This window comes from Amycolatopsis tolypomycina (genome assembly GCF_900105945.1).
Taxonomy (GTDB): domain Bacteria; phylum Actinomycetota; class Actinomycetes; order Mycobacteriales; family Pseudonocardiaceae; genus Amycolatopsis; species Amycolatopsis tolypomycina.
In genome coordinates, this window is record NZ_FNSO01000004.1 from 4405225 (window position 1) to 4428510 (window position 23286).

Consider the following 23286-nt stretch of genomic DNA (forward strand, 5'->3'; position numbering starts at 1 on the left):
CGGCCGCCACACCCACCACGCCCCAGCGGGGGCGGGAACGCGCCGCTCAGGAGGCGCTGCAACTGACGCTGGGCCAGTTCCAGTTCCCGTTGGCCATGATCGTCACGCCCCAGTTGTTGCCGCTGCCGTTCGGTTTCGCGACCAGCACCTGGCTGCTCGGCCAGTTGGCGTTGACGTTCCAGGTGGCGCTGATCCGCGCGGGGCTGGGCACGTTCATCGTCACCGTCCAGCTGGACGAGCCGCTGACCGAGACGTTCAGGTTGTACCGGTCACCCCAGGACTGCCCGGCCGAAAGCGTTGCCGTGCAATTGCCGCCACCCGGCGTCGTGGTCGTGGTCGGGGTCGTCGTCGGCCCCGTCGGGGTCGTCGTCGGTGTCGTGGGTGTCGTGGTCGGGCCGCCGGCGTTGAGGGCGTTGAGCACCGAGTTGTAGGCGGCCTTCTTGTTGCCGTTGCCGTCGAACAGCAGCGGGCTCTCGTTGGACCGCCAGGAGTCGCTGTCCCGCACACCCCACACGGTGATGCCCACGCAGCGGGCGACGTTCATGCAGGCCTGGGTCAGCGCCGAGTACTGGCCGGTGTTCGCGTTCGTGACGTCGACCTCGGTGAGCGCCACGTCGACGCCGAGCGCCGCGAAGCTGGAGATCGTCTGCTGGAAGCTGCTCGGGACCGAGCTGCCGCCGGTGAAGTGGGCTTGCAGGCCGACGCAGTCGATCGGCACGCCGCGCGACTTGAAGTCCTGGACCATGCGGTAGACGCCCTGGGTCTTGCCGTAGTTCCAGTTGTCGATGTTGTAGTCGTTGTAGCAGAGCTTGGTCGAGGGGTCGGCCGCGCGCGCGGTCCGGAACGCGACCTCGATCCAGTCGTTGCCGGTGCCCTGCAGGTTCGACTGCCGGCGGCTGCCGTCTTCGTTGAAGGCCTCGTTGACGACGTCCCAGTGCGCGAGTTTGCCCTGGTAGTGGGCCATCACCTTCTGGATGTGGTTGATCATGGCGTTGCGGAGGTTGCTGCCGCCCATGTTCTGCATCCAGCCCGGTTGCTGGGCGTGCCAGGCGAGGGTGTGCCCGCGGACCTTCATGCCGCGGCTGACCGCCCAGTTGTAGATCTGGTCGCCAGCCGAGAAGTTGAACTGGTTCTGGTTGGGCTCGGTCGCGTCCGGCTTCATCTCGTTCTCGGCCGTCACCATGTTGAACTCGCGGGCCGCGATCGTGGTGTAGGCGGAGTTGCTCAGCCGGCTGCCGGCGATCGCCGTGCCGAAGTACCGGCCGGACTGCGCGGCCGCGGCGCCCAGGGTACTGGCCGCGGCGTCCGCGCCGGGCGCGGTCACCAGAACGGTTGCGGTCGCGGCGACACTCGCCACGCCCGCCAGCACTCGAGTGGTCGTCGACCGCCACCAGCGCCTGCGGCGCAGGTCCGACGAACTTTCCGCCATGCGTGGTCTCCTTCGGTGAAGTTCCCCCGTGCCAGCAGAACAGCACGCCGCCGGAGCGCGGCGCAAAAAGTTTCGGTCGACTTTCGGACCGACGCGGCCGTTCCGGCCGAAACGATGAAAGTTTCCTGCAACCCCGAACCCGATCCCGGGACTGTGTACCGCGTACGAAATCCGACTGGGAGGGTGCATGAACTGGAGACATCCCGTCGCCACGGTCCTCGCCGTGGCGCTGGCGACGAGCGGCACGGTCACCGCGGCCGCGGCGCAGGCCGCGGAACCGGACCCCGGACCGGCCCGGACGGTCACGCTCGTCACCGGCGACCGGGTGGTGCTCGCCGGATCCCGCGGGGTTTCCGTGCTGCCCGGCGCGGGCCGCGCGAAGACGGCGTTCGAGCAACGGACCGACGTGACCGGGGACGTGCACGTCACGCCGCAGGACGCGCTGGCGGGCGTCCGGTCCGGGCAGCTGGACCCGCTGCTGTTCGACGTCACGAAGCTGGTGGAGTTCGGGTACGACGACCAGGCCCGCCGCGACCTGCCGCTGATCGTCGGCGGCGGCCTCGCCGCGGCTCGCGACACCGGGCTGCGGCCGGTGCGGGAGCTGACGAGCCTCGGCGCGACGGCCGTGCGCGCGGCCAAGGGCACCGATCTGCTGGCGCGGGCGGCGAGGTCCGCCGCGCCGCGGATCTGGCTCGACGCCCCGGTCCGGGGCACGCTCGACCAGAGCGTGCCGCAGATCGGCGCGCCCGCCGCGTGGCAGGCCGGGCTGACCGGCAGCGGCGTCACCGTCGCCGTGCTCGACAGCGGGATCGACACCACGCACCCCGACCTGGCCGGCGTGGTCGCCGACGCGCGCGACTTCTCCGGGAGCGCCACCGGCACCACCGACCGCTGGGGGCACGGCACGCACGTGGCGTCCATCGTCACCGGCCGCGACGCGAAGTACCGGGGCGTGGCACCGGGTGTCCGGCTGCTCAACGGGAAGGTGCTCGGCGACGACGGCTCCGGCCTGCTGTCGGGCATCATCGCCGGGATGGAGTGGGCCGCGGGCGGCGGCGCCAAGGTCGTCAACATGAGCCTGGGGACCCGGTTCCCGAGTGACGGCACGGACGTGCTGTCGCAGGCCGTCGACCGGCTCACCGAACAGACCGGCACGTTGTTCGTCGCCGCGGCAGGCAACGACGCCGACCTCGTGACCAGCCCGGGTGCCGCGACCGCCGCGCTGACCGTCGGCGCCGTGGACCGCGACGGGAAGCTCGCGCCGTTCTCCAACCACGGTCCCCGCTACGGCGACGGGGCGATCAAGCCGGACGTCACCGCCCCCGGCGTCGGGATCGCCGCCGCCAAGGCGCGCGACAGCGTGCTGGCGACGACCGTGCCGTCCGTCGACGAACACCACTTCCGGCTGAGCGGCACGTCGATGGCGGCACCGCACGTGGCGGGCGCGGCGGCGATCCTCGCCCAGCAGCACCCGGACTGGAAGGCGCCGGAGCTGAAGGCCGCGCTGATGGGCACCGCCGAGGCGGGCGCCGCGATGTCGGTGTTCGAGCAGGGCGCGGGCCGGGTCGACGTGGCGAAAGCGGTTTCCCGGCCGGTGTTCGCGAGCCCGGCGACCATCAGCCTCGGCACCGCGCAGTGGCCGCACGACGACGACAAGCCGCTGGTCACCACGGTGACCTACCGGAACGCGGGCACCACCCCGGTGACGCTGGACCTCACGACCGACGTGCGGGGCCCGGACGGCGCGGCCGCCCCGGACGGCATGGTCACCGTCACGCCCGGCTCGCTGACGATCCCCGCGGGCGGGTCCGCGGCGGCGACGGTCACGGCGGACACGCGCGTGGCCGGTCCGGACGGCGGCTACCAGGGCGTGGTGCTCGCCAGCGGCGTGCGCACCCCGATCGCGGTCACCCGCGAAGCCGAACGCTACGACGTCGCGCTCACTTTCCTGGACGAGCAGGGGAACCCGACGCCGAACTTCTCCTACTCCTTCGTCGACGTCGAGAACCCGCGCAGTTTCGGTGGCGCGTCCCCCACCGCTCGCGTGCCGAAGGGGCGGTTCTACTTCCAGGCCACCACCTGGACCGACGACCGGCGGTACCTCTTCGCCGTCGAGCCGGAGTTCGTCGTCTCCGGACCGGCCCAGCTGACCGTCGACACGCGGACGGCGGTGTCCGCGGACGTGCGGTTCGCCGACCGGCCGACGGCGAAGATCGGCCGGGCCGCCTACGGCTTCGAGCGGGACACGAGCTGGGGACACCTGAGTTCCTGGATGCACGTCCCCGACTTCACCGACTTCCGCGTCCGCCCGTCGGCGACGTCGGCGAGCAGTTTCGACCTCGCCGTCGAGGCGCAGGCGGCGGAACCGGACGGCGCGGGCGGCTTCGGCACCAGCGGATACCTCTACAACGTCCGCCACCACCTCCGCGGCTCGATCCCCGCGAAGCCGGGCTTCACCGTGCGGGACAGGGACATGGCCCGGGTGCGGACGGAGGCGGCGGTCACGAAACCGGGTTCGACCGGCACCCGGGAGGGCATGATCACGCGCCCGCTCCCCTACGGCCTCGACGAGTTCTACACCCCGGGTGAGCCGTGGTACCCGCTGTTCTCCGAGGACGGCGTCAACCTGCTGCTGGACGCCGTGCCGCGCAGCTACCGGCTCGGCCGTCCGGTGCTGGAACGGTGGAACGCGGCGGTGTTCGGCCCCGCGTTCCCGCCGGGCCCGCGCATCCGGGCGTTCCGGCAGGGCGACACGATCGCCGTGTACCTGCCGATGTTCACCGACCAGCACGCCGGCCGGATCTCCGACGGCGGTCCCGTCTCCGCCGCGCAGACCACGTTGTCAAGGGAGGGTAAGGAAATCGGCCGGTCGGACGTGCTCGGCCGGGGCGCGTTCCCGGTGCCGGCGGGGCCCGGGACGTACGTGCTCCACGCCGAAGCGACGCGGGACAACGCCGTCTCGTCGAAGGTCGTGGTGGACTGGACGTTCACTTCGGACACCGCGCCCGGCACGAATCCCGCGGCACTGCCGTTGCCCGCCGTCCGGTACGCCCCGGCGGTCGACGCCCGGAACCGGGTCCCCGCCTGGCTTCCGACGTACGTGCCGATCACCGTGGAAACCAACGCGGGCGGCACGGCCGAGCTGAAAGCCCTGAGCGTTTCGCACGACGGGGGCGCAACCTGGCACGCGGTGCCGTTCACGGACAAGGGTGCGCTGCTGGTGCACCCCGCCGGCGCCAAGTCGGTGTCGCTGAAGGCGACCGCGGCCGATCCGGCGGGCAACAAGGTGGAGCAGACGATCGTCGACGCGTTCCTGCTCGCCGGGAAAGCGTAGGTCCCGCCCGCGGAACCATCGCCGCCGCCGGACGTCTTCAGGTGGTGATCACCGAAGCGGTCCGGGCGGACGTCCCGCCACCGGCCGGCGTTCGTCCGCCCGGCCGGTGGCGGCGGTGGTTGCTCGTGTCCGCCGTGGTCGTCCTGCTCGCCGGGATGGCGATCGCGATGATCACGGCGGCCGTCGAGCAGACCCCGACCATCGACGAGCCGGTGTACGTCGGCGCCGCGGTGTATTCCCTGGAGCACCACAGCCTGCGGTACAACCCCGAGCACCCGCCGCTGGGCAAGCTGATCATCGCGACCGGATCGGCCTTCACCGGCGCGCACGTCGACGCCGGGTTCGCGGGCGACCAGACGCAGCTCGGGCGGCACGTGCTGTACGAGTCGGGCCAGGACCCGGGCGGGCTGCTCCTGGCCGCCCGGCTGCCGGTGATCGTGCTGACGCTGCTGTTCGGGCTGGTCGTCTTCGCGTTCGCCCGCGAGCTGGCCGGTCCGGCAGGCGGCGTCGTGGCACTGGCGTTGTATGCGCTTTCTCCCGACCTCGTCGCGCACGGCTCACTGGCCACTTTGGACGTGCCGATGGCCGGGTTCCTGGTGACGTCGGCGTGGCTGCTGTGGCGCGCCCGGCGACGGCCCACGCTGTTCCTTCCGTTGGCGGGGCTCGCTTTGGGCGCGGCCGTGGCCACGAAGATGAGCGCCTTGGCGGCGGTTCCGGTGGTCCTGGCGCTGACCGTGCTGTCCGTCTGGTTCGCCACTGGTCCACAACGGACCCTCCGCCGCCTCGGGACCGGCGTCGCGGCGGCCGTCGGCGTCGGGCTGGTCGCGGTCGCCGTCGTGTGGATTTCCTACCTCGTCGTCGATCCACGGCTGCGCTGGGTGCCGCCACCGGGCCTGCCCCCGGCCGAGGGCCTGCGCGCGCTCGCCGGCCTGCTGCCGCTGCCCCAGCCGTACCTCGACGGCATGCGCGTGCAGTTCGGCTTCGAAGACCAGGTGTGGACGACGTTCCTGTTCGGCGAGCTGCACGTCGGTGCGCTGTGGTACTACCTGCCGGCCGCGCTGCTGGTGAAGACGCCGCTGGGGGCGCTGGCCCTCGGGGCGGCCGGAGCCGCCACGATGGTGGCGGTGCCCCGGCTGCGCCCGGCGGCCCCCTACGTCCTCGTCCCGGCGGCCGTGCTGCTGGCCGCGGCCATGACGGGCAGCCGCGACCTCGGCGTCCGCTACGCCATTTTCGTGCCGATGTTCCTGGCGATCGCGGCGGCGGGCGTGGTCACCCTCCGGCGGCGGTGGGCGCACGGGCTCGCGGTGGTCCTGGTCGCCCTGGTGGCGGTCAGTTCCCTGCGCACGTTCCCGTACTACCTGCCGTATTCCAACGAGGCCTTCGGCGGCCCCGCCGGGACCCACCGGCAGCTGCACGACTCCAACGTCGACTGGGGCCAGGACCTGGGCCGGCTGGCCGACCGCCTGCGGCAGCGGTACCCGGGTGAGCCCGTGTGGCTGGTCTACAAGGGCAGCGGCGTCCCGTCGTACTACGGCATCCGGGCCGCCGACCCGCTCGCGGTGCCGCCGGAGTCCGTGCGCGGGCTGCTCGTGGTCTCGGATTCCGCGATGGCCAAGGCGGACGGCAGCCTGGCGGCCCTGATCCGCACCAGCACCCCGGTCGACGAGGTCGGCCACTCCATCACGATCCTCCGGCGGCCCTGACCGTCACGGTCGCGCGGTGATCACCTCACTCGCCCGCCCCCGCGCACGGCCGCCGAGTTCGGCGTCGAGGGTTTCCTGGGCGAACTGCATCTGTTCTCGGTACCGCGGCTCCCCCAGCCGCCGCATGCCCTCCTCCGGAGCCACGGTTTCGACGACGGCGGTGATCCACCAGATGTTGCCGAAGGGATCACGAACCCGCCCACCACGCTGCCCGAAGGCACTGTCCGACAGGGCGGTGACCTCCCGCGCCCCGGCCCGCAGAGCGGCAGCGAAGGCCACGTCGGCGTCGGGCACGAAGACGCGCAGCAGCGACGGCAGGTCAGGCCAGTCATCGCGCTGGTCGAACGCGAGCACAACCGTGTCGCCGACCCGGATCTCGGCATGCCCGATGCTGCCGTCCGCCAGCGCAACCCGGCCCAGTTCGACACCGTCGAAGGCCGCGGCGACGAAGTCGAGCAGCGCACCGGTGTCCTTGGTGACGACCCAGGGGGCAACCGTGGTGTAGCCGTCGGGGGTGGTGGTCATCGTGAGTCCCTTCGCTGTGGTGAGCTCACGGTAACGTCGATACCGGTCAGATTCTGTCCGCTTCCAGGGTTGCCGGAGGGGAAACTGACCACGGTGCTCGTCACCACGACCGGCGCGGTGTTCGGCAGCGGACGCATGCCGGGAACGGCTCACCGCCGGCGTGGTAATCCGTGGTGGACACCTCGCCGATGGTCACCGGAGGTCCCGCTCGGCGAACGCGCGGTCCACCGCGTCCGCGAACGCCGCCATCGACGGGTACTCCAGGTCGTACGACCAGTCGCCGTCCGGCTCGGGCGTGGCGCCCCAGCCGGGGCGGTCGTGGCGGCGGTTGATCCACACCGACGGCAGCCCCTCCCGCTTCGCCGGCACGTGGTCGTGGAACAGGCTCTGCGCCACGTGCAGCAGCTCCTCGCGCGCCACCCCCAGTGACGGCAGCGTCTCGTCCAGCGCGCGGAAGTGGTTCGGGGCCGGTTTGTAGGCACCGACGTCCTCGGCCGTGATGACCGCGGCGAACGTCCCGCGCAGCCGCTCGTTGCTGCCCGCGAACCCGGCGCGGTGCACGTTGGACAGGATGATCAACCGGTAGCGCGCGGCCAGCCGCGCCAGCGCGCCCGCCGAATCTCCGAACGCGGGCCAGTCCGGCACGGACTCCCCGAACCGGCGAGCTTGGTCTTCGCCCACCTCGCGCCCGAGGCCGGCGCCGGTGCGGCGGAACGCCTCCGCCAGGACGTCCGGGTACCGCGTGGCCGGCGCCTCCCGCTGGACGGCCGCCTCGTGGCCGGCGTAGGCCACCAGGAGTTCCTCGCCGGAGAGCCCGAGCCCGTCGGCCCACGGCGACAGGACGGCCAGGATGCCGGCTTCCCAGTCGATCAGGGTCCCGTAGCAGTCGAAGCTGAGCGCCGTGAACTTGGTCAGGTCCGTCACACGCGTTCCCCGTCCTCGGACCGCACGGCGGCCGGCGGCACGCGGTGTTCCGCCGCGAGGTCGCCCGCCCCCGGGTAGATCCGGTCGCGGCGGGGACTGCCGGCGCAGCCGACCAGCGCGATGTGGAACTTCGAGTGCGCGTCGACCCGGTCGCCCCAGCTCGCGCCCGGCGCCACAGCCTCCATCGCGGCGAGCCCGGCTTCCGCGGCGGTGACCGGACGCTGGTCCTCGACGATCCGCCGGACCGCCGCCGGCTCGAGCGGCGTCCGCACGAAGAACAGGTCCCGGACGTCGCCGGCGGTGAGCACGGGCACGCGCAGCGAGCGCCCGGCCGTCCGTTCGGCGAGGTGGCGGGCGAGCAGTTCCTGCAGCGCCGACCGCACGGTCGGGCGCGCCACGCCGACCTCGGTGAGCGGCTCCCCCGGCTTGAGCTCGCCGCTGAGGATGTGCCGCCGGATTTCCGCGACGAGGGCGTCGCGCGCGCTGATGCCCCGCAGCGGCACGGTCACGCGATCCCCTCCCGGTCGGACAGGCTGACAGTCTGGCACGAAACCCGGTCCGGACTGGGGCAACCACCGGCTGGGCCGGTCAGGGCCGGTGCGGGCAGGGGGCTCCGGCCCGGCGGCGGTCGGCGGCGGCCTCGTTCCAGCGCGCCGCGTCGGTCAGCTCGATGATCACGTGCCGGACCTTGCCCGGCTTGCGCGTCACCAGCGTGATCGTGGTCCAGCTCCCGCAGCCCGGCCCCCAGTTCCCGTTCTTCCCGGAGGCCGTGTCGACGAAGGAGCCGCACAAGCCGGATCGGTGCTGATTCGTGCCGGGAAGCGGCGCGGGTGCCGCGGCGGCGGCCGGTGCCCCGGCGAGGACGGCGGCCGCCACCGCGACCGTCGCCGTCACCCGGTGCCCCGGACCACCGCCGCGGCGCGCCGCGGCCCTGACTCCCATCGTGGATCCCCCTCGTCACCACGTGATCGGCTGGCGACGGGCAGCCTGGCAGCGTTCACTGCAGTCACACTGCAGTCTTACGGAACGTGGCCGGTCGGCGGTACGCTCGGCGACAGGAGGGGACGTTCGCATGCCTGGTGTTCGATTCGGCGTGCTCGGGCCGATCGCGGCCTGGCGCGGCGCCGACCCGATCGAGGTGGGTTCCGGCAAGTGTCTCCGGGTCCTCGGGATGCTGTTGCTGCACGCCAACCAGCGGGTCGACCGCGAGCAGATCATCGAGGGCGCCTGGGGCGGGCAGCCGCCGCGCAGTGCCGTCAACCTCGTCCAGAAGTACGTCGGCGACGTGCGCCGCTCGCTCGACCTCGACGACGGCGCCCTGCGGACGGTGGGCACCGGGTACCTGCTGCGGGTCGAGCCCGACCAGCTCGACAGCACCCAGTTCGCGTCCCGGCTGGCCCGGGCGCGCGAGACCCGCAGCGACGGGGACCTGACCGCCGCCCGGGAGCACCTCGCCGAGGCGATGACGCTGTGGCGCGGAACCGCTTTCAGCGGCCTCGACACCCCGGCGGCCACCACCGAACGGGCCCGGCTGGACGAGTACCGCTTCGGCGCGCTCGAGGACCTCGCCGAGCTCGACCTGCTGCGCGGCCAGCACGCGGCGGCCATCCCCGACCTGTCCCGGCTCGCCGGCGAGCACCCGTACCGCGAGCGCGTGCGGGAGCTGCTGATGATCGCGCTCTACCGCAGCGGCCGCCAAGGCGACGCGCTCGAGGTGTTCCACGGCATCCAGCGCCTGCTGGCCCGGGAGCTCGGCGCCAACCCCGGGCCCGGGCTGCAGCGCGTGCACGCGCAGATCCTGCGCGCCGACCCCGCCCTCGACCTGGTCACCGCGACCCGGGAGCAGCGGCCGGTCGCCCAGCTGCCTGCCGACATCCCGGACTTCACCGGCCGGGCCGAGCCCCTCGCCGAGCTGCTCGGCCTGCTGGCCGAACGCCAGGTGGTGGTCGTCGCCGGCGCGCCGGGGACCGGCAAGTCGGCGCTCGCCGTGCGCGCACTTCACCAAGCCCGCGACGCGTTCCCCGACGGCCAGCTCTACCTCGACCTGGCCGGCACCTCCGCCGTGCCGCGCGACCCGGCGGTGATGCTGGCCGAACTGCTGCGCGCGCTCGGCGTCACGGACGCGGTCATGCCGCCCGGCCTGCACGAACGAGCCGCGCTCTACCGGTCGCGGCTGGCCGATCGCCGGATGCTGGTGCTGCTCGACGACGCCGCGGGCGCCCGGCAGGTGCGGCCGCTGCTGCCGCCGTCCGGGGGCTGCGCGGTGGTGGTCACCAGCCGCCACCGGCTGGCGGACCTGGCCGGCGCCGAGCACGTCGAGCTGGACGTGCTGTCCGCGGCGGACGCCCGCGAGCTCCTCGCCCGCGTCGCCGGCGCCGAGCGCGTCGAGCGGGAACCGGAGCAGGCCGACGCGATCGTCCGGCTGTGCGGCCGGCTCCCGCTGGCCCTCCGGATCACCGGCGCGAAGCTCGCGGGCCGGCGCGCGTGGACCCTGCGGGTGCTGCGCGACCGCTTGGAGGACGAATCGCGGCGGCTGCGCGAGCTGCGCGTCGGCGACCTCGACGTGCGGGCCAACTTCGACCTGAGCCTGCGCCTGCTGCCCGAAGCCGCCGTCCGGGCGTTCCGGCTGCTGGGGCTGCTGGGCGCGGAGACGCTCCCCGCGTGGGTGATCGGCCCGCTGCTCGGCCGCGCGGACGGCGACGACGTGCTGGACGCCCTGGTCGACGCCTACCTCGTGCGCCTGGTGACCACCGACCGCATCGGGCAGCCGCGGTACCGGCTGCACGACCTGCTGCGCGCGTACGCGGCGGAGGGTGCGCAGGAGCACTACCCGCTGGAGGAGCGCCGGGCGGCGGTGGAGCGGGTGCTGTCCGCCTGGCTCGCCCTCGCCGAGCAGGCCCGCGACCTCTGCTACCCCAGCCTGTTCCGGCCGACGCCGGGCCGTGCGCCGCGCTGGACCCCGGACTACCGCGTGATCGATCCGCTCGCCTGGTTCGACGCCGAACGCGGGACGCTGCTGCGGGCGATCGAGCTCGCGGCGGAGTGGGGCATGGCGGAGCTCGCCTGGGAGCTGGCGGTGGCCGCGGTGCCGTACTACGACCACCGCAGCCTCTACCAGGACTGGAACCGCAGCCACCGGATCGCGCTGGACGCCGCCGCGGCGGCCGGCGACGCCCACGGCGAAGCGGCACTGCTGCAAGGGCTTGGCCAGGTGCACATCTACCTCGACGAAATGGCCGAGGCCCGCCACGACCTGCGCCGCAGCGTGAAGCTGTACCAGGAGATCGGCGATCCGCGCGGTGAAGGTCTCGCCCTGGCGAGCCTGGGCACGGTGCACCGCGTCCGCGGCGAACTCGACGCGGCACTGGCCGTCGACAAGGAGGCGCTGGCCCACCTGGTGGCGGCCGGCCACCGGCAGGCGGAAGCCCAGATCCGGACGGCCATCGGCATCATCGGCTTCGAGCAGGGCGCCGAGGACGCGGGCCGGTGGATCGAGGAGGGCCTGCACATCGCCCGCCGGCTCGGCGACCGCCACCGGCAGGCGGTGATCCTCCGCACGCTCAGCCGCTACCACCTGGGCATCGGCGACACCCCGGCAGCGCTACGCGACCTCACCGAAGCACTGAAGATGTTCAACGAGATCGGCGACGAGCGGTGCGGCGCCTACACCGACCAGCGGCTCGGCGTGATCTACGCGGACCTCGCCGACCGGCCCCGCGCGGACTCGGCCCTCCACCGCGCGGCGCACGTGTTCCGCATGAACGGCGACCGCAGCAACGAAGCGGCGTGCTGGCAACAGCTCGGCGAGCTGGAAAACGAGCTGGGCGACCCGGCCGCGGCCCGCCACCACCTGGGCCTGGCGATCGAACTGTGGCGGGCGGTCGGGCTGCCGGAGCGGGCCGACAGCCTGCAGGCGGTCGTCGACGCGGCCGGCTGAACCGGCGCGCGTGCCCGCCGTTATTCCCGCCACCCGGCGCCGTCCCAGCAGTTGGCCGCTTCCGCCCCGCGCGCGGAATCCGGCGCACACTGCGGAGACGGGCCGAAGAGAAGGGAACGCCGGGATGACAGGACCACGGATCGCCGTCGCGCTGGACGGATCGGGGTGGCACCCCGCCGCGTGGCGCGAACCCGGGGCGCGGCCGCGCGAACTGCTCACCGCCGGCTACTGGACCGACCTGGTGCGCGAAGCCGAGGCCGCCAAGCTGGACTTCGTCACCCTCGAAGACTCCCTGGCCCTGCAGACGGTGCACTACCTCGACCGGCCGGGCGAGCGGACCGACATCGTCCAGGGCCGCCTCGACGCCGTGCTGATCGCCGCCCGCGTCGCGCCGCTGACCTCGCACATCGGGCTGGTGCCGACCGCGGTGGTCACCCACACCGAGCCGTTCCACCTGTCGAAGGCGATCGCCACCCTCGACTACGTCAGCACCGGCCGCGCGGGTGTCCGGGTGCAGGTCGCCGGCCGGGCCGACGACAACCGGCACTTCGGCCGCCGCGAGTTCGGCGAGTTCCGGCTCGAGGACTCCGCCGAGCCGGACAAGCCGAGCGCACTGGCCGACCTGTTCGACGAGGCCGCCGACTACGTCGAGGTGCTGCGCCGGCTGTGGGACAGCTGGGAGGACGACGCCGAGATCCGCGACGTCGCCACCGGCCGGTTCGTCGACCGCGAGAAGCTGCACTACATCGACTTCGGCGGACGCTGGTTCTCGGTCAAGGGCCCGTCGATCACGCCGCGGCCGCCGCAGGGCCAGCCGCCGGTCAGCGCGCTGGCGCACGCCGCGATCCCCTACCGGCTCGCCGCCCGCTCCGCCGACGTCGTCTACGTGACGCCGTTCGACCGCGACCAGGCCGCGACGATCGTCGCCGCCGTGCGCGAGGAGCAGGAGCGGGCCGGACGCGGCGGCGAAACCCTGCACGTCTTCGGTGACGTCGTCGTGTTCCTCGGCGAGACCGAGCAGGCCGCCGCGGACCGCAAGGCCCGGCTCGACGACCGGTTCGGCGCGGAGTACACCTCCGACGCGTTCGTCTTCACCGGCACCCCGGCCGGGCTGGCCGACCTGCTGCTCGACTGGCAGCGCGCCGGGCTCTCGGGCTTCCGGCTGCGGCCGGGCGCGGTCCCGCACGACCTGACCGCGATCACCCGCGGCCTGGTCCCCGCGCTGCGGTCCCGCGGCGCCTTCCGCACCGAGTACGAGGCGAGCACCCTGCGCGGGCTGCTCGGCCTGTCCCGGCCCGCCAACCGCTACGCCGCCGTCTGAGGAGGCCGAGATGTCCCGGAAGCAGATCCACCTCGCGGCGCACTTCCCCGGCGTCAACAACACGACCGTGTGGAGCGACCCCGAAGCGGGCAGCCACATCGAGTTCAGCTCCTTCGTGAAGCTCGCGCAGACCGCCGAGCGCGCGAAGTTCGACTTCTTCTTCCTCGCCGAAGGCCTGCGGCTGCGCGAGCAGGGCGGGCAGATCTACGACCTCGACGTCGTCGGCCGCCCGGACACCTTCACCGTGCTGTCCGCGCTGGCCGCGGTGACCGAGCGGCTCGGCCTCGCGGGCACGATCAACTCGACGTTCAACGAGCCGTTCGAGGTGGCGCGGCAGTTCGCCTCGCTCGACCACCTCTCCGCCGGGCGCGCCGCGTGGAACGTCGTGACGTCGTGGGACGCCTTCACCGGCGAGAACTTCCGCCGCGGCGGGTTCCTGCCGCAGGACCAGCGCTACGAGCGCGCCGAGACGTTCCTGCGCACGGCCTGGGAGCTGTTCGACTCGTGGCGCGGCAGCGAGGTCGCCGCCGACGCCGACAGCGGCGTATTCCTGCAAGACGCCGCCGCGGGCGCGTTCGCCCACCACGACGCCCATTTCGACATCGAGGGCCGGTTCCCGGTGCCGCGCAGCCCGCAGGGCCGCCCGGTGATCATCCAGGCCGGCGACTCCGAGGAGGGCCGCGAGTTCGCCGCGGCCACCGCCGACGCGATCTTCAGCCGCTACGGCACCCTCGAAGCCGGGCAGAAGTTCTACTCGGACGTCAAGGGCCGGCTGGCGAAGTACGGCCGCCGGTCCGAGCAGCTGGTGATCCTGCCCGCGGCGACGTTCGTCCTCGGCGACACCGACGCCGACGCCCACGAACGCGCCCACGTGGTGCGCCGGCAGCAGGTCAGCGGGCAGACGGCGATCAAGTTCCTCGAGCAGGTCTGGAACACCGACCTGAGCGACCACGACCCCGACGGCCCGCTGCCGTCGACCGACCCGGTGGTCGACGGGTCCACGATCGCCCCCGGCCGCGCCAGCGTCCGCATGTACCGCGACCCGGTCGCGACGGCCCGCGAATGGCGCCGGCTCGCCGAGGCGAAGAACCTGTCGACCCGCGACCTGATCATCGAGGTCACCGGCCGCCAGACGTTCATCGGCTCCCCGACGACGGTGGCGGCGGCCATCGACGACCTGGTCCAGGCCGACGCGAGCGACGGCTTCATCCTGGTCCCGCACGTGACGCCGGGCGGCCTCGACGAGTTCGCCGACAAGGTCGTCCCGCTGCTGCAGGAGCGCGGCTCGTTCCGGACCGAGTACACGGGCACGACCCTGCGCGACCACCTGGGCCTGGAGCCGCTCGAAGCGTAAGGAAGTCTCCCCGGGCCGGCCCGGGGAGACTTCCACCGGCTCAGACGAGCGACGCGGTCAGCCCGCCGTCGAGGACGTAGTGGCTGCCGGTGATCCAGCTCGCGCGGTCGGACGCCAGGAACGCCGTCACCTCCGCGATGTCCTGCGGGGTGCCCAGCCTGCCCTGCTTGGCCGCGACCAGGTCGCCGAACGGCACCTGGGTCGCCGCCTCGAAGTCGGGGACCAGGCGCTCGACCATGGCCGTGTCCGCGAAGCCCGGGCAGACCGCGTTGACCCGCACGCCCGTCGGGCGCATCTCGACCGCCGCCACGCGGGTCAGCTGGATGACCGCCGCCTTCGTCGCGCAGTAGGAGCCGAGCAGCGGGCTGCCGCCGATGCCCGCGATCGAGGCGATGTTGACGATGTTGCCCTTCGACTCCACCAGGTGCGGGGTCGCCGCCTTCATCGCCACGAACGTGCCGCGCACGTTGACCGCGAAGATCCGGTCGAAGCTCTCCGTCGGCTGCTGCAGCAGCGGCGACGACACCTCGATGCCGGCGTTGTTCACCAGGACGTCGAGGCCGCCGAGGAGGTCGACCGCCTGCTGGATCGCCGTCTGGACCTGGGTTTCGTCGGTGACGTCGCAGTTCGCGACGCCGGCCGCGCCGATCTCCTCGGCCGCCTGCTTGGCCGCGAGGGCGTCGAGGTCGCTCACGACGACCCGGGCGCCGCGTTCGGTGAACAGCGCCGCGATGGCCTTGCCGATGCCGGCGCCGGAGCCGGTGACGAAGACGCGCTTTCCTGCGAGTTCGGACATGCTGGTCCCTTTCACATCGCTTCGATCTTGGGGAGGATCTCTTCCTTGAGCCGCTTCATGTCGTCCAAGGTCTTCGCCACCGGGACGTCCTGGAAGGGCGGCCACAGGAACGGCATGGTCAGCCCGGCTTCCCGGTAGCGCTTGAGCTGGTCGGTGATCTGCGCCTGCGAGCCCACGAGCAGGTTGGTGCCCTTGCCGAGCGGGCTCTGGTCCATGTCCTGGTCGGTGATGACGAACCAGATCATGCTGGAAATCTCGAGGTCGTCGACCGAGCGCGGGGTGTCGAGCGCTGCGAGCTCGCGCTGGATCTCGGTCCGCCAGCGCCGGATGTCCTCGGGCGAGTCCTGGATGCCGATCCAGCCGGACAGCCCGTACTTCGCGATGCGGGCGGCCGAGCGCCTGGCGTCCTTGAGGCCGCTGAAGAAGATCGGCGGGTGCGGTTTCTGCACCGGCTTGGCGCCGAACCCGCTGCGCTGGAAGTCGGCGAACTCGCCGTGGTACTCGAACACGTCGTTGGTCCAGATGCCCTGCATGATCTCCAGGGTTTCCCGGACGTGCTTGTGCCGCTTGGGAAAGAGGTGCGACGCGCTCGCGGCGGCGAACTCCTCGGGCATCCAGCCGGAGCCGACGGCGACGTTGAGCCGGCCACCGGAGAGGTGGTCGATGGTGGCGAGCTCCGCGGCGAGGACGCCGGGCGCGCGGTAGGGCGTGTCGATGATGCTCATCCCGATCCGCACCTTCGACGTCTTCGCCGCGAGCCACGGGATGAGCGGCATGCCCTGGAGGAACTCGCCGCGCGAGCTGACCGGCAGGCCCTTGGGGAAGCCCTCGATCATGCCGAAGGAGTACTGCATCTCCTGGGTGTCCGACGTCTCCGGGACGATGATCCGGTCGAGCGTCCAGACGGAGTCGAAGTCGAGGTCCTCGGCCAGCGCGGTGAGGTCCTCGAGTTCCCGCACGGTCACCTTGTCCCGGAAGTTCGGCAGGTAGAGCGCGAGTTTCATGGTGTTTCCCTTCAGCGGGCGGTGAGGGTGGTGCGGATTTCGGTCTTGAGGACCTTGCCGACGGTCGACCGGGGCAGGTCCGGCCAGATCTCGATCTGCTTCGGGGCTTTCACGCTCCCGATGCGGTCCTTGACGAACGCGATCAGCTCGGCACGGTCCAGTTCCCGGCCGGGCCGGAGCTGGACGACGGCGGTGACGCGCTCGCCCCACTTGTCGTCGGGCAGGCCGATCACGGCGCAGTCGCGGACCGCGTCGTGGGCCAGCACCGCCTGTTCGACCTCGGCGGAGTAGACGTTGAACCCGCCGGTGATGACCATGTCCTTGGCGCGGTCGACGATGTGGAGGAAGCCTTCGCCGTCGAGGAACCCGATGTCGCCGGTGTGGTGCCAGCCGTGCGCCGACGCCTCGGCCGAGGCGTCGGGGTTGCGGTAGTAGCCGGCCATCACGAGTGAGCCGCGCACGCAGATCTCACCGCGTTCACCTTGCGGGACGGCGTTTCCGTCGCCGTCGAGGATCGCCACCGTGACCAGCGGCGACGGGCGGCCCGCCGACGCCAGCCGTCCCGTGTGGACAGTCCCGTCCGGACGGCGGTGCTCGGCGGGCGACAGCGTCGAGATCATCATCGGGGCTTCGGACTGGCCGAACAGCTGCGCCATCGGCCCGATCCGGTCGAGGGCTTCGGCCAGCCGCGCCGTCGACATCGGGGCCGCGCCGTACCAGAAGCACTGCAGGGACGAGAGGTCCGTCGTGTCGAGTGCTTCGTGGCCGAGCACCAGGTAGATGAGCGTCGGCGGCAGGAACGTGTGCGTGACGCGGTGGCGTTCGATCAGGGCCAGGAACTCCCCGACGTCGGGTTTGGCCATGATCACGACCTCGCCGCCGCGAGCGAGGACCGGGAAGCAGAGGACGCCGGCCGCGTGCGTCAGCGGCGCCAGGGCCAGGTAGACCGGGCGGCTCTCGAAGGGGTAGCTCATCAGCGTGATCGCCGACATCGTCTCGAGGTTGCGGCCGGTGAGCATGACGCCCTTGGGGCGGCCGGTGGTGCCACCCGTGCCGACGAGGGCGACGACGTCGCCGGGCGGGTCGGCCGCGACCGGCGGGTCTTCGCGGGCGGCGTCGAGCCAGGCGTCGAAGCCGGGCGCGAAGTCGTCGCCGTCGCCGAGGCGGACGAGCGTGGTCAGCTTCGGCAGCTGCGGGGCGATCTTGCGGACGAGGTCCTCGAAGGCGGGCTGGAAGACCAGTGTGGTGCAGTCGAAGAGGTCCAGGAGCTCGGCGTTCTCGCCGGCGGCGTTGCGCGGGTTGATCGGGCACCACACCGCGCCGGCCCGGGAGATGCCGAAGACGCAGGTGAACGCGGTCGGGTCGTTGGCCGAGAGGACGCCGACCTTGTCCCCCGGGGCGACGCCCGAGCGCCGCAACGCGCGGGCGACCGCCTCGGCCAGCTCGACGACCTCGCCGTAACCGCGCGAGACCCCGTCGAGGGTCAAGCAGGGCGCCCCGGGGTCCAGGGAGGCGCCTTTCTCCAGGTAGAAGAACAGAGACATCGTCGTCCCTCCCGACTTCGCCGGCGGCTGGTGAAGACCATGACCGCCATTTGGACGAATGTCAAGATTTTCTTGGACGATTGGTCAGAAAACGGCCGGATGGTATCTTCGGGCCTGTGACCAGCGCAGCCGCCGTGAGGCGCCGGACCCCAGCCGACAAGTTCGAGGACCGCCGCCGGGAACTGGCCGACGCGGCGCTGCTGGCGCTGGCCGACCTCGGCTACGCGCGCACCAGCCTGCGCACGATCGCGGAGCACACGAAGTTCTCCCACGGGCTGCTGCACTACTACTTCGCCGACAAGGTCGAGCTGATCACCTACTGCGTCCGCCGCTACAAGGCGGCGTGCGTCCAGCGCTACGAGGGCGGCGTCGGCGAGGCGGCCACGGCGGCGGAGCTGGCCGCCGCCTGCGCGGACGGCCTGGCCACGGCGCTCGGCGAGGCCCCGCTGATGCACCGCATGTGGTACGACCTGCGCACGCAGTCCCTGTTCGAGCCGGCGTTCCGCGAGGACGTGGCGGAGATCGACGACAGCCTGCGGGACATGATCTGGCGCAACGTGAGCGCGTACGCCGGTCTCGCGGGCGCCGAACCGACCTGCTCCGAGGCCGACGCGTATGCGTTGTTCGACGGGCTGTTCCAGCAGGCCCTGCTGCGCCACCTCGCCGGCGAGGAGACCGCCCTCGACGACCTGCGCCGCGGGGTGCGGGAGCTGTTCCCCCGCCTGGTCGGCTAACTTCCGCCCGAGACGACGATGATGTGCAGGGTCCGCGGCCCGTGCACGCCTTCCACCCGGGTCAGCTCGATGTCGCTGGTGGCACTCGGGCCGCTGATCCAGGTCTGCGGACGGGCCGGGTCCAGCGCGGCCACCGCTTCCGGCACACCCGGCACGATCCGGTCCTCGCGCAGCACGCACACGTGCACGTCCGGCACCAGGCTCAGTGCCCGCCGGCCCTGGCCGGGGCCGTGGTCGAGGACGATCGTGCCGGTGGTCGCGATGCCCAGGGCCGCCGTGGTGACGACGGCGTCGAACTCCGCCAGCTCCGCCGTGGTCGCGGGCGGCGGTGAGCCGCCGACGTCGACCGGGAAACCCGCCGGTACCAGCACCTTCCGCGCCGGCCCCAGCGCCGCGCGGATCGTGTCCGGCAGCTCGGCCGCGGTGCACCGCGTGAGGGTGGCCCGGTAGTCGACCACACGCTCGGCGAACAACTCGACGTCCGCAACCGCCGTGCGGTACCCCCGCGGGACCGCGGCTTCGGTCCGGTCCGCGGTCCGCAGCGCCCCGCGGACGGCCGCCAGGATCTCCTCGCGCGCGGTCATCGCCCGCCCCGCCGCCACCAGGCCCGGAACGACTCCCGCGGCGGCGCGGGCAGATCGCGGCTGTCCGTCCACAGTGCACCCGGCCACGGCAGGCGCGCCAGCGCGCGGCGGCCACCCGGGAGCACGCGCCGCCCGAAGCGGGTCAAGACCCGGTTCGCCGCACCCAGCCCGCGTTCGGCCAGGCCGAGCCGTCGCGCGTCGGACAGCGTCCAGGCCGCCGCCTTCATCGCCACCGCCTCGGGTTTCGGGACGCCGCCGCGGTGCGCGTCGACGACCTGGGACCGCAGGTGCACCAGCACTTCCGGGATGTCGATGCGCACCGGGCACGCCTCGAAGCAGGCGCCGCACAGGCTGGAGGCGTAGGGCAGGGAGTCGGTTTGCTCGTCCACGCCGACGCCCTTGAGCAGCGGGTTGAGGATCGCGCCGATCGGCCCCGGGTAGACCGAGCCGTAGGCGTGCCCGCCGGTGCGTTCGTAGACCGGGCAGACGTTCAGGCACGCCGAGCAGCGGATGCAGCGCAGCGCCTGCCGGCCGACCTCGTCGGCGAGCGCGCGGCTGCGGCCGTTGTCCAGCAGCACCACGTGCATTTCCCGCGGCCCGTCGCCGGGAACCACACCCGACCAGGTCGACGTGTAGGGGTTCATCCGCTCCCCCGTGCTCGACCGCGGCAGGAGCTGGAGGAAGACGTCGAGGTCGGCCCACGTCGGCACGATCTTCTCGATGCCCACCACGGAAACGAGCACCTCGGGCAGGGTCAGGCACATCCGGCCGTTGCCCTCGGACTCGACGACGACGAGGGTGCCGCTCTCGGCGACGGCGAAGTTCGCGCCGGAGACGGCCATCTTCGCCCGTAGGAACTTCTCGCGCAGGTGCAGCCGGGCGGCGCCGGCCAGCTCGGCCGGGTCGTCGGTCAGCCCGTCGGGCGCCGGACGGCCCGCGGCGGCCATCTCGCGGCGGAAGATCTCCCGGATCTCCGCGCGGTTGCGGTGGATCGCCGGCACCAGGATGTGGCTGGGCAGGTCGTCGCCGAGTTGCACGATCAGCTCGGCGAGGTCGGTTTCCCAGGCGGTGACGCCGTGTTCGGCGAGCGCCTCGTTGAGGCCGATCTCCTGGGTCGCCATCGACTTGACCTTGACGACCTCGTCGACACCGTGGTCCCGCGCGATGCGGGCGACGATGTCACAGGCTTCCCGGGCGTCGCGCGCCCAGTGCACGGTGGTCCCCCGCGCCTGCAACGCGGCTTCGAGGGTCAGCAGGTGTTCGTCGAGGCGGCGCAGGGTGTTGTCCTTGATCGCCGCGCCGGCCAGGCGCAGTTCCTCCCACTCGCCCACCTCCCCGACGACGGCGGCGCGCTTGGCGCGGATGGTGCCGGTGGCGTGGGCGAGGTTGCGGCGCAGCTGCGTGTCGGCGAGCGCTTCGCGCGCCGCCGCCGGGAAGGCGGGCATGCCGACGAACGTGGCGCTCACGCGTCCTCCTCGGTCGAAGCCAGCACGTCGGCCAGGTGCAGCACGCGCACCCCGGACCGCTGCCGCGACAGCAGCCCGCCGATGTGCAGCAGGCAGGAGTTGTCGCCCGCGACCAGCACCTCCGCGCCCGTGGCGCGGACGTGCCGCGCCTTGTCCGCGCCCATCGCGGTCGACGTCTCGGCGTTCTTCACCGCGAACGTGCCGCCGAACCCGCAGCACTCCTCCGCCGCGGGCAGCTCGACGAGGTCGATGCCGCGCACCGCGCGCAGCAGCCGCAGCGGCTTGTCGGCGACGCCGAGCATGCGCAGTGAATGGCAGGTCGGGTGGTAGGTGACGCGGTGCGGGAAGGAGGCACCGACGTCGGTCACGCCGAGCACGTCGACGAGGAATTCGCTCAGCTCGTGGACTTTCGGCCCGGTCTCGGCCAGCCGGGGCTCCCCGGCGCGCCGCGCGACCAGGCGGTGCTGGTGCCGGGCCGACCCCGCGCACGAGCCGGACGGCGTGACGACGTGGTCGTACCCGGCGAACGCCTCGGTGAACGTGCGGACCACCGGCACGGCCTCGTCGAGGTAGCCGGTGTTGACCATCGGCTGGCCGCAGCAGGTCTGCGCCTCCGGGAAGTCCGCGTCCACGCCCAGGCGGCGCAGCAGCCGGAACACCGCCTTGCCGGTGTCGGGGAAGAGCGCGTCGTTGATGCAGGTGACGAGCACGGCGACCTTCATGCGCACACCTGCCGTCCGAGAGGTTAAAAGGTTTCAAATTCAGGCGAGGCTGACGCTACTACGACCTATTGTTACGTTTCAAGTCCGCAGCCGTGTCGGCGCTTTGCGGGACGGCTACCGCGGCTTCAGGATCTCCGTGGGCACTCCCATGTTCTCGAGCACCCGTTCCACCGCCAGCCCGACCCGCAGGAAGTCCTCGCCCAGCGGGTCGATCACCAGGCGGCGGACCGTCTCCACGTGCCCCGGCGCCGACGCCGTCAAGTGCGCCAGGCCCGCTTCGGTCAGCGTCGCCGTCGTGAAGCGGCGGCCTTGGCCCGTGCAGACCTCGCGCACCACCCAGCCGCGGTCCTCCAAGCGCGCCACCGCGTGGGAGATCCGGGGCAGCGAACCGTTGGCCATCTCCGCGATCTCGCTCATCCGCAGGCTCTGTCCGGGCACGGCCGACAACCGGGCCAGGATCATGTAGCCCAGCAGCGTCAGGTCGGCGTCGCGCAGCAGCTGGCTCTCCAGCGTGCCCGGGAGCGTGAGCAGGATCTTCGCCAGGTTGATCCACGCATGCCGCTCGTCTTCGTCCAGCCAGCGGACCTGTTCTTCGTCGGACACGCCTTGACTTTAACACGCAACCCAACCTACCTTTTGGGTTGAACACGCAACCCAAGGAGGAGCGATGTCCCCCACGCCCAAGACCGCCATCCGGCTCGGCTTTGCCCTGCTGGCCGCCGCCGTGGCGAACACCGTCATCGCGCTCGCGGCGACGGCCCTCGACGACGGCGGGATCCACATGGGCCTGTCCCCCGCGATCTACCTGCCCTTCACCGCCGTCGGGCTGCTGCTGGGCGCGGTCGGCTGGTTCGTGCTCGCCCGCACGGCCCCGAAGGCGCTGCGCGTGGTCGTCCCCGCCGTCCTCGTCCTGACCTGGATCCCGGACCTGCTGCTGCTCACGGCGGGCGCCACCGTCGCCAACGTCGTCGGGCTGATGCTGATGCACCTGGTCGTCGCCACCGCGATCGTCACCGCGCTCCGCCCGACGCTGGAACCGGCCGAAACCGGCGCCCGGCTAGCTCACCACGAGAACGGTGTGTGAACCCAGCCTGCCCTTTTCCGGCTCCCGCGTGGCCTGACCGGCGGCCACCGCGGCGGTCAGCGCGCCGACGGCGTCCTCGGCCCGGTAGATCGTCTCGAGCAGGGTGAACCGCTGCAGCTCGGCGACTGTGCGGGGACCCCGCCGGGCCAGTTCCGCCAGCAGCGCGCGGCGCAACGGCAGCAGCTGCGGGGTCAACGAGATGTCGACCAGCGTGCGCTCGGCGTCGTACGGGTCGCGGTAGCGGATGCCCGCGAACTCGTCCACCGCCCACAGCTCGGTCTTGAACGTGGCGAGGTGCCTGCTGTCCGCCGTCGCGAAGACGAGCGTCCGCGCGGCACCGTCCTCGGCCACCAGGTCGACGGCCACCGCGCAGCCGAGCCCCGCCGCCCGCAGCCGGTCCCGGTGGTCCGAGCCCGGTTCGGCCACGAGCAGCACCTCGTGCGCCTTGCCCCGCACCAGCGACGGCGGCCAGGGGCCGGACAGGTGCGCCAGCATCGGCCCCGCCACGTCGAGCGCACCCAGCTCGGCGACGCTCCGGACGACCAGCCCCGGCGGAGTCCCGTCCGGCGCCACCCGGCCGACGAACACCGCCTCCAGGCGGTGGCCGGCGAGGCGGTCGGCGAACTCGCCGAACACGCGCAGGGCATCGGCGGCGAAGTCGCCGCACTCGACGTACGTGCCGCCACGCTGCGACCGCAGCACGGTCGCGGTCCAGGCGTCGAGGTACCGCACCAGCACGTCACGCTCGACGGAACCGTGCGGGTCAGGGCGCCGGACGCGCTCGGCCACGCTTCCGGTTGTACCGCACTCGCGCGCCCGGGACCA

Annotated in this window: 20 protein-coding genes; 7 read left to right on the forward strand and 13 right to left on the reverse strand. The window is 72.6% G+C overall.

The window, feature by feature from the left end; genetic code table 11:
* Positions 1-46: 46 nt before the first annotated feature.
* Positions 47-1429 (reverse strand): glycoside hydrolase family 10 protein, encoded by a 1383-nt coding sequence (locus tag BLW76_RS30110; RefSeq protein ID WP_091313697.1) that lies wholly within the window; start codon positions 1427-1429, stop codon positions 47-49.
* Between the two features lie 187 nt (positions 1430-1616).
* On the opposite strand from BLW76_RS30110, the gene BLW76_RS30115 reads away from it, so the two are divergent.
* Both BLW76_RS30115 and BLW76_RS30120 read left to right on the forward strand, forming a co-directional pair.
* Positions 1617-4763, forward strand: a complete 3147-nt coding sequence (locus BLW76_RS30115) for a S8 family serine peptidase (RefSeq protein WP_091313700.1) — start codon at positions 1617-1619, stop codon at positions 4761-4763.
* Between the two features lie 41 nt (positions 4764-4804).
* Positions 4805-6466 (forward strand): ArnT family glycosyltransferase, encoded by a 1662-nt coding sequence (locus tag BLW76_RS30120; RefSeq protein ID WP_244170377.1) that lies wholly within the window; start codon positions 4805-4807, stop codon positions 6464-6466.
* A 3-nt stretch (positions 6467-6469) separates the two neighbouring features.
* Here BLW76_RS30120 and BLW76_RS30125 read toward each other — a convergent pair whose 3' ends face one another.
* The 4 genes from BLW76_RS30125 to BLW76_RS30140 form a co-directional block, all read right to left on the reverse strand.
* A complete protein-coding gene (locus BLW76_RS30125; RefSeq protein WP_091313705.1) occupies positions 6470-6991 on the reverse strand; it encodes a VOC family protein in 522 nt (173 codons plus the stop codon).
* A 192-nt stretch (positions 6992-7183) separates the two neighbouring features.
* Positions 7184-7915 carry an HAD-IA family hydrolase gene (locus tag BLW76_RS30130; protein ID WP_091313708.1) on the reverse strand — a complete coding sequence of 244 codons (732 nt, stop codon included), beginning with the start codon at positions 7913-7915 and terminating at the stop codon, positions 7184-7186.
* The gene (locus BLW76_RS30135) at positions 7912-8424 is read right to left on the reverse strand and encodes a GntR family transcriptional regulator (RefSeq protein ID WP_091313711.1); all 513 of its coding nucleotides are present in this window, start codon (positions 8422-8424) and stop codon (positions 7912-7914) included. Before BLW76_RS30135 ends, BLW76_RS30130 begins: the two co-directional genes overlap by 4 nt.
* A 79-nt stretch (positions 8425-8503) precedes the next feature.
* Positions 8504-8857, reverse strand: a complete 354-nt coding sequence (locus BLW76_RS30140; RefSeq protein ID WP_091313712.1) for a hypothetical protein — start codon at positions 8855-8857, stop codon at positions 8504-8506.
* A gap of 130 nt (positions 8858-8987) precedes the next feature.
* On the opposite strand from BLW76_RS30140, the gene BLW76_RS30145 reads away from it, so the two are divergent.
* The 3 genes from BLW76_RS30145 (at position 8988) to BLW76_RS30155 (ending at position 14527) form a co-directional block, all read left to right on the forward strand.
* Entirely contained in the window at positions 8988-11852 is a 2865-nt protein-coding gene (locus BLW76_RS30145; RefSeq protein WP_091313714.1) for an AfsR/SARP family transcriptional regulator, read from the forward strand.
* 124 nt (positions 11853-11976) lie between these two features.
* The gene (locus BLW76_RS30150; RefSeq protein ID WP_091313716.1) at positions 11977-13173 is read left to right on the forward strand and encodes an LLM class flavin-dependent oxidoreductase; all 1197 of its coding nucleotides are present in this window, start codon (positions 11977-11979) and stop codon (positions 13171-13173) included.
* A gap of 10 nt (positions 13174-13183) precedes the next feature.
* The gene (locus tag BLW76_RS30155) at positions 13184-14527 is read left to right on the forward strand and encodes an NtaA/DmoA family FMN-dependent monooxygenase (RefSeq protein WP_091313719.1); all 1344 of its coding nucleotides are present in this window, start codon (positions 13184-13186) and stop codon (positions 14525-14527) included.
* A gap of 40 nt (positions 14528-14567) precedes the next feature.
* Here the strand turns inward: BLW76_RS30155 and BLW76_RS30160 are convergent, their stop codons facing one another.
* The 3 genes from BLW76_RS30160 to BLW76_RS30170 are packed head-to-tail and all read right to left on the reverse strand — an operon-like array spanning position 14568 to position 17871.
* The gene (locus BLW76_RS30160) at positions 14568-15323 is read right to left on the reverse strand and encodes an SDR family NAD(P)-dependent oxidoreductase (RefSeq protein WP_091320030.1); all 756 of its coding nucleotides are present in this window, start codon (positions 15321-15323) and stop codon (positions 14568-14570) included.
* A gap of 11 nt (positions 15324-15334) precedes the next feature.
* Positions 15335-16327 carry an LLM class flavin-dependent oxidoreductase gene (locus tag BLW76_RS30165; protein ID WP_091313721.1) on the reverse strand — a complete coding sequence of 331 codons (993 nt, stop codon included), beginning with the start codon at positions 16325-16327 and terminating at the stop codon, positions 15335-15337.
* A gap of 11 nt (positions 16328-16338) precedes the next feature.
* Complete coding sequence (locus BLW76_RS30170; protein ID WP_091313724.1) at positions 16339-17871, reverse strand: acyl-CoA synthetase; 1533 nt, start codon at positions 17869-17871, stop codon at positions 16339-16341.
* A gap of 116 nt (positions 17872-17987) precedes the next feature.
* On the opposite strand from BLW76_RS30170, the gene BLW76_RS30175 reads away from it, so the two are divergent.
* On the forward strand, positions 17988-18605 hold the full coding sequence (locus BLW76_RS30175) for a TetR family transcriptional regulator (protein ID WP_091313726.1): 618 nt from the start codon (positions 17988-17990) through the stop codon (positions 18603-18605).
* On the opposite strand, the gene BLW76_RS30180 is transcribed toward BLW76_RS30175, so the two are convergent.
* The 4 genes from BLW76_RS30180 to BLW76_RS30195 all read right to left on the reverse strand — a co-directional run bounded on the left by BLW76_RS30180 (position 18602) and on the right by BLW76_RS30195 (position 21980).
* Positions 18602-19189: a LutC/YkgG family protein gene (locus tag BLW76_RS30180; RefSeq protein WP_091320032.1), complete on the reverse strand. Its 588-nt coding sequence runs from the start codon at positions 19187-19189 to the stop codon at positions 18602-18604. The two genes, BLW76_RS30175 and BLW76_RS30180, sit on opposite strands and share 4 nt — an antisense overlap.
* Positions 19186-20634, reverse strand: a complete 1449-nt coding sequence (locus BLW76_RS30185) for a lactate utilization protein B (protein WP_091320034.1) — start codon at positions 20632-20634, stop codon at positions 19186-19188. Before BLW76_RS30185 ends, BLW76_RS30180 begins: the two co-directional genes overlap by 4 nt.
* Before the next feature lie 17 nt (positions 20635-20651).
* Positions 20652-21377 (reverse strand): (Fe-S)-binding protein, encoded by a 726-nt coding sequence (locus tag BLW76_RS30190; protein WP_091313728.1) that lies wholly within the window; start codon positions 21375-21377, stop codon positions 20652-20654.
* A gap of 114 nt (positions 21378-21491) precedes the next feature.
* Positions 21492-21980, reverse strand: a complete 489-nt coding sequence (locus BLW76_RS30195; RefSeq protein ID WP_091313730.1) for a MarR family winged helix-turn-helix transcriptional regulator — start codon at positions 21978-21980, stop codon at positions 21492-21494.
* Positions 21981-22044: 64 nt separating this feature from the next.
* On the opposite strand from BLW76_RS30195, the gene BLW76_RS30200 reads away from it, so the two are divergent.
* On the forward strand, positions 22045-22461 hold the full coding sequence (locus tag BLW76_RS30200; protein WP_091313732.1) for a DUF6069 family protein: 417 nt from the start codon (positions 22045-22047) through the stop codon (positions 22459-22461).
* Here BLW76_RS30200 and BLW76_RS30205 read toward each other — a convergent pair.
* Entirely contained in the window at positions 22435-23250 is an 816-nt protein-coding gene (locus BLW76_RS30205) for a hypothetical protein (RefSeq protein WP_091313734.1), read from the reverse strand. The genes BLW76_RS30200 and BLW76_RS30205 overlap by 27 nt on opposite strands.
* Positions 23251-23286 lie beyond the last annotated feature (36 nt).

Bases quoted from the DNA above. Each gene is read 5' to 3' on its own strand.
- BLW76_RS30110 (WP_091313697.1), bottom strand. From the start codon at position 1,429: ATGGCGGAAAGTTCGTCGGACCTGCGCCGCAGGCGCTGGTGGCGGTCG.
- BLW76_RS30115 (WP_091313700.1), top strand. From the start codon at position 1,617: ATGAACTGGAGACATCCCGTCGCCACGGTCCTCGCCGTGGCGCTGGCG.
- BLW76_RS30125 (WP_091313705.1), bottom strand. From the start codon at position 6,991: ATGACCACCACCCCCGACGGCTACACCACGGTTGCCCCCTGGGTCGTC.
- BLW76_RS30140 (WP_091313712.1), bottom strand. From the start codon at position 8,857: ATGGGAGTCAGGGCCGCGGCGCGCCGCGGCGGTGGTCCGGGGCACCGG.
- BLW76_RS30145 (WP_091313714.1), top strand. From the start codon at position 8,988: ATGCCTGGTGTTCGATTCGGCGTGCTCGGGCCGATCGCGGCCTGGCGC.
- BLW76_RS30150 (WP_091313716.1), top strand. From the start codon at position 11,977: ATGACAGGACCACGGATCGCCGTCGCGCTGGACGGATCGGGGTGGCAC.
- BLW76_RS30155 (WP_091313719.1), top strand. From the start codon at position 13,184: ATGTCCCGGAAGCAGATCCACCTCGCGGCGCACTTCCCCGGCGTCAAC.
- BLW76_RS30160 (WP_091320030.1), bottom strand. From the start codon at position 15,323: ATGTCCGAACTCGCAGGAAAGCGCGTCTTCGTCACCGGCTCCGGCGCC.
- BLW76_RS30165 (WP_091313721.1), bottom strand. From the start codon at position 16,327: ATGAAACTCGCGCTCTACCTGCCGAACTTCCGGGACAAGGTGACCGTG.
- BLW76_RS30170 (WP_091313724.1), bottom strand. From the start codon at position 17,871: ATGTCTCTGTTCTTCTACCTGGAGAAAGGCGCCTCCCTGGACCCCGGG.
- BLW76_RS30180 (WP_091320032.1), bottom strand. From the start codon at position 19,189: ATGACCGCGCGCGAGGAGATCCTGGCGGCCGTCCGCGGGGCGCTGCGG.
- BLW76_RS30185 (WP_091320034.1), bottom strand. From the start codon at position 20,634: ATGCCCGCCTTCCCGGCGGCGGCGCGCGAAGCGCTCGCCGACACGCAG.
- BLW76_RS30190 (WP_091313728.1), bottom strand. From the start codon at position 21,377: ATGAAGGTCGCCGTGCTCGTCACCTGCATCAACGACGCGCTCTTCCCC.
- BLW76_RS30200 (WP_091313732.1), top strand. From the start codon at position 22,045: ATGTCCCCCACGCCCAAGACCGCCATCCGGCTCGGCTTTGCCCTGCTG.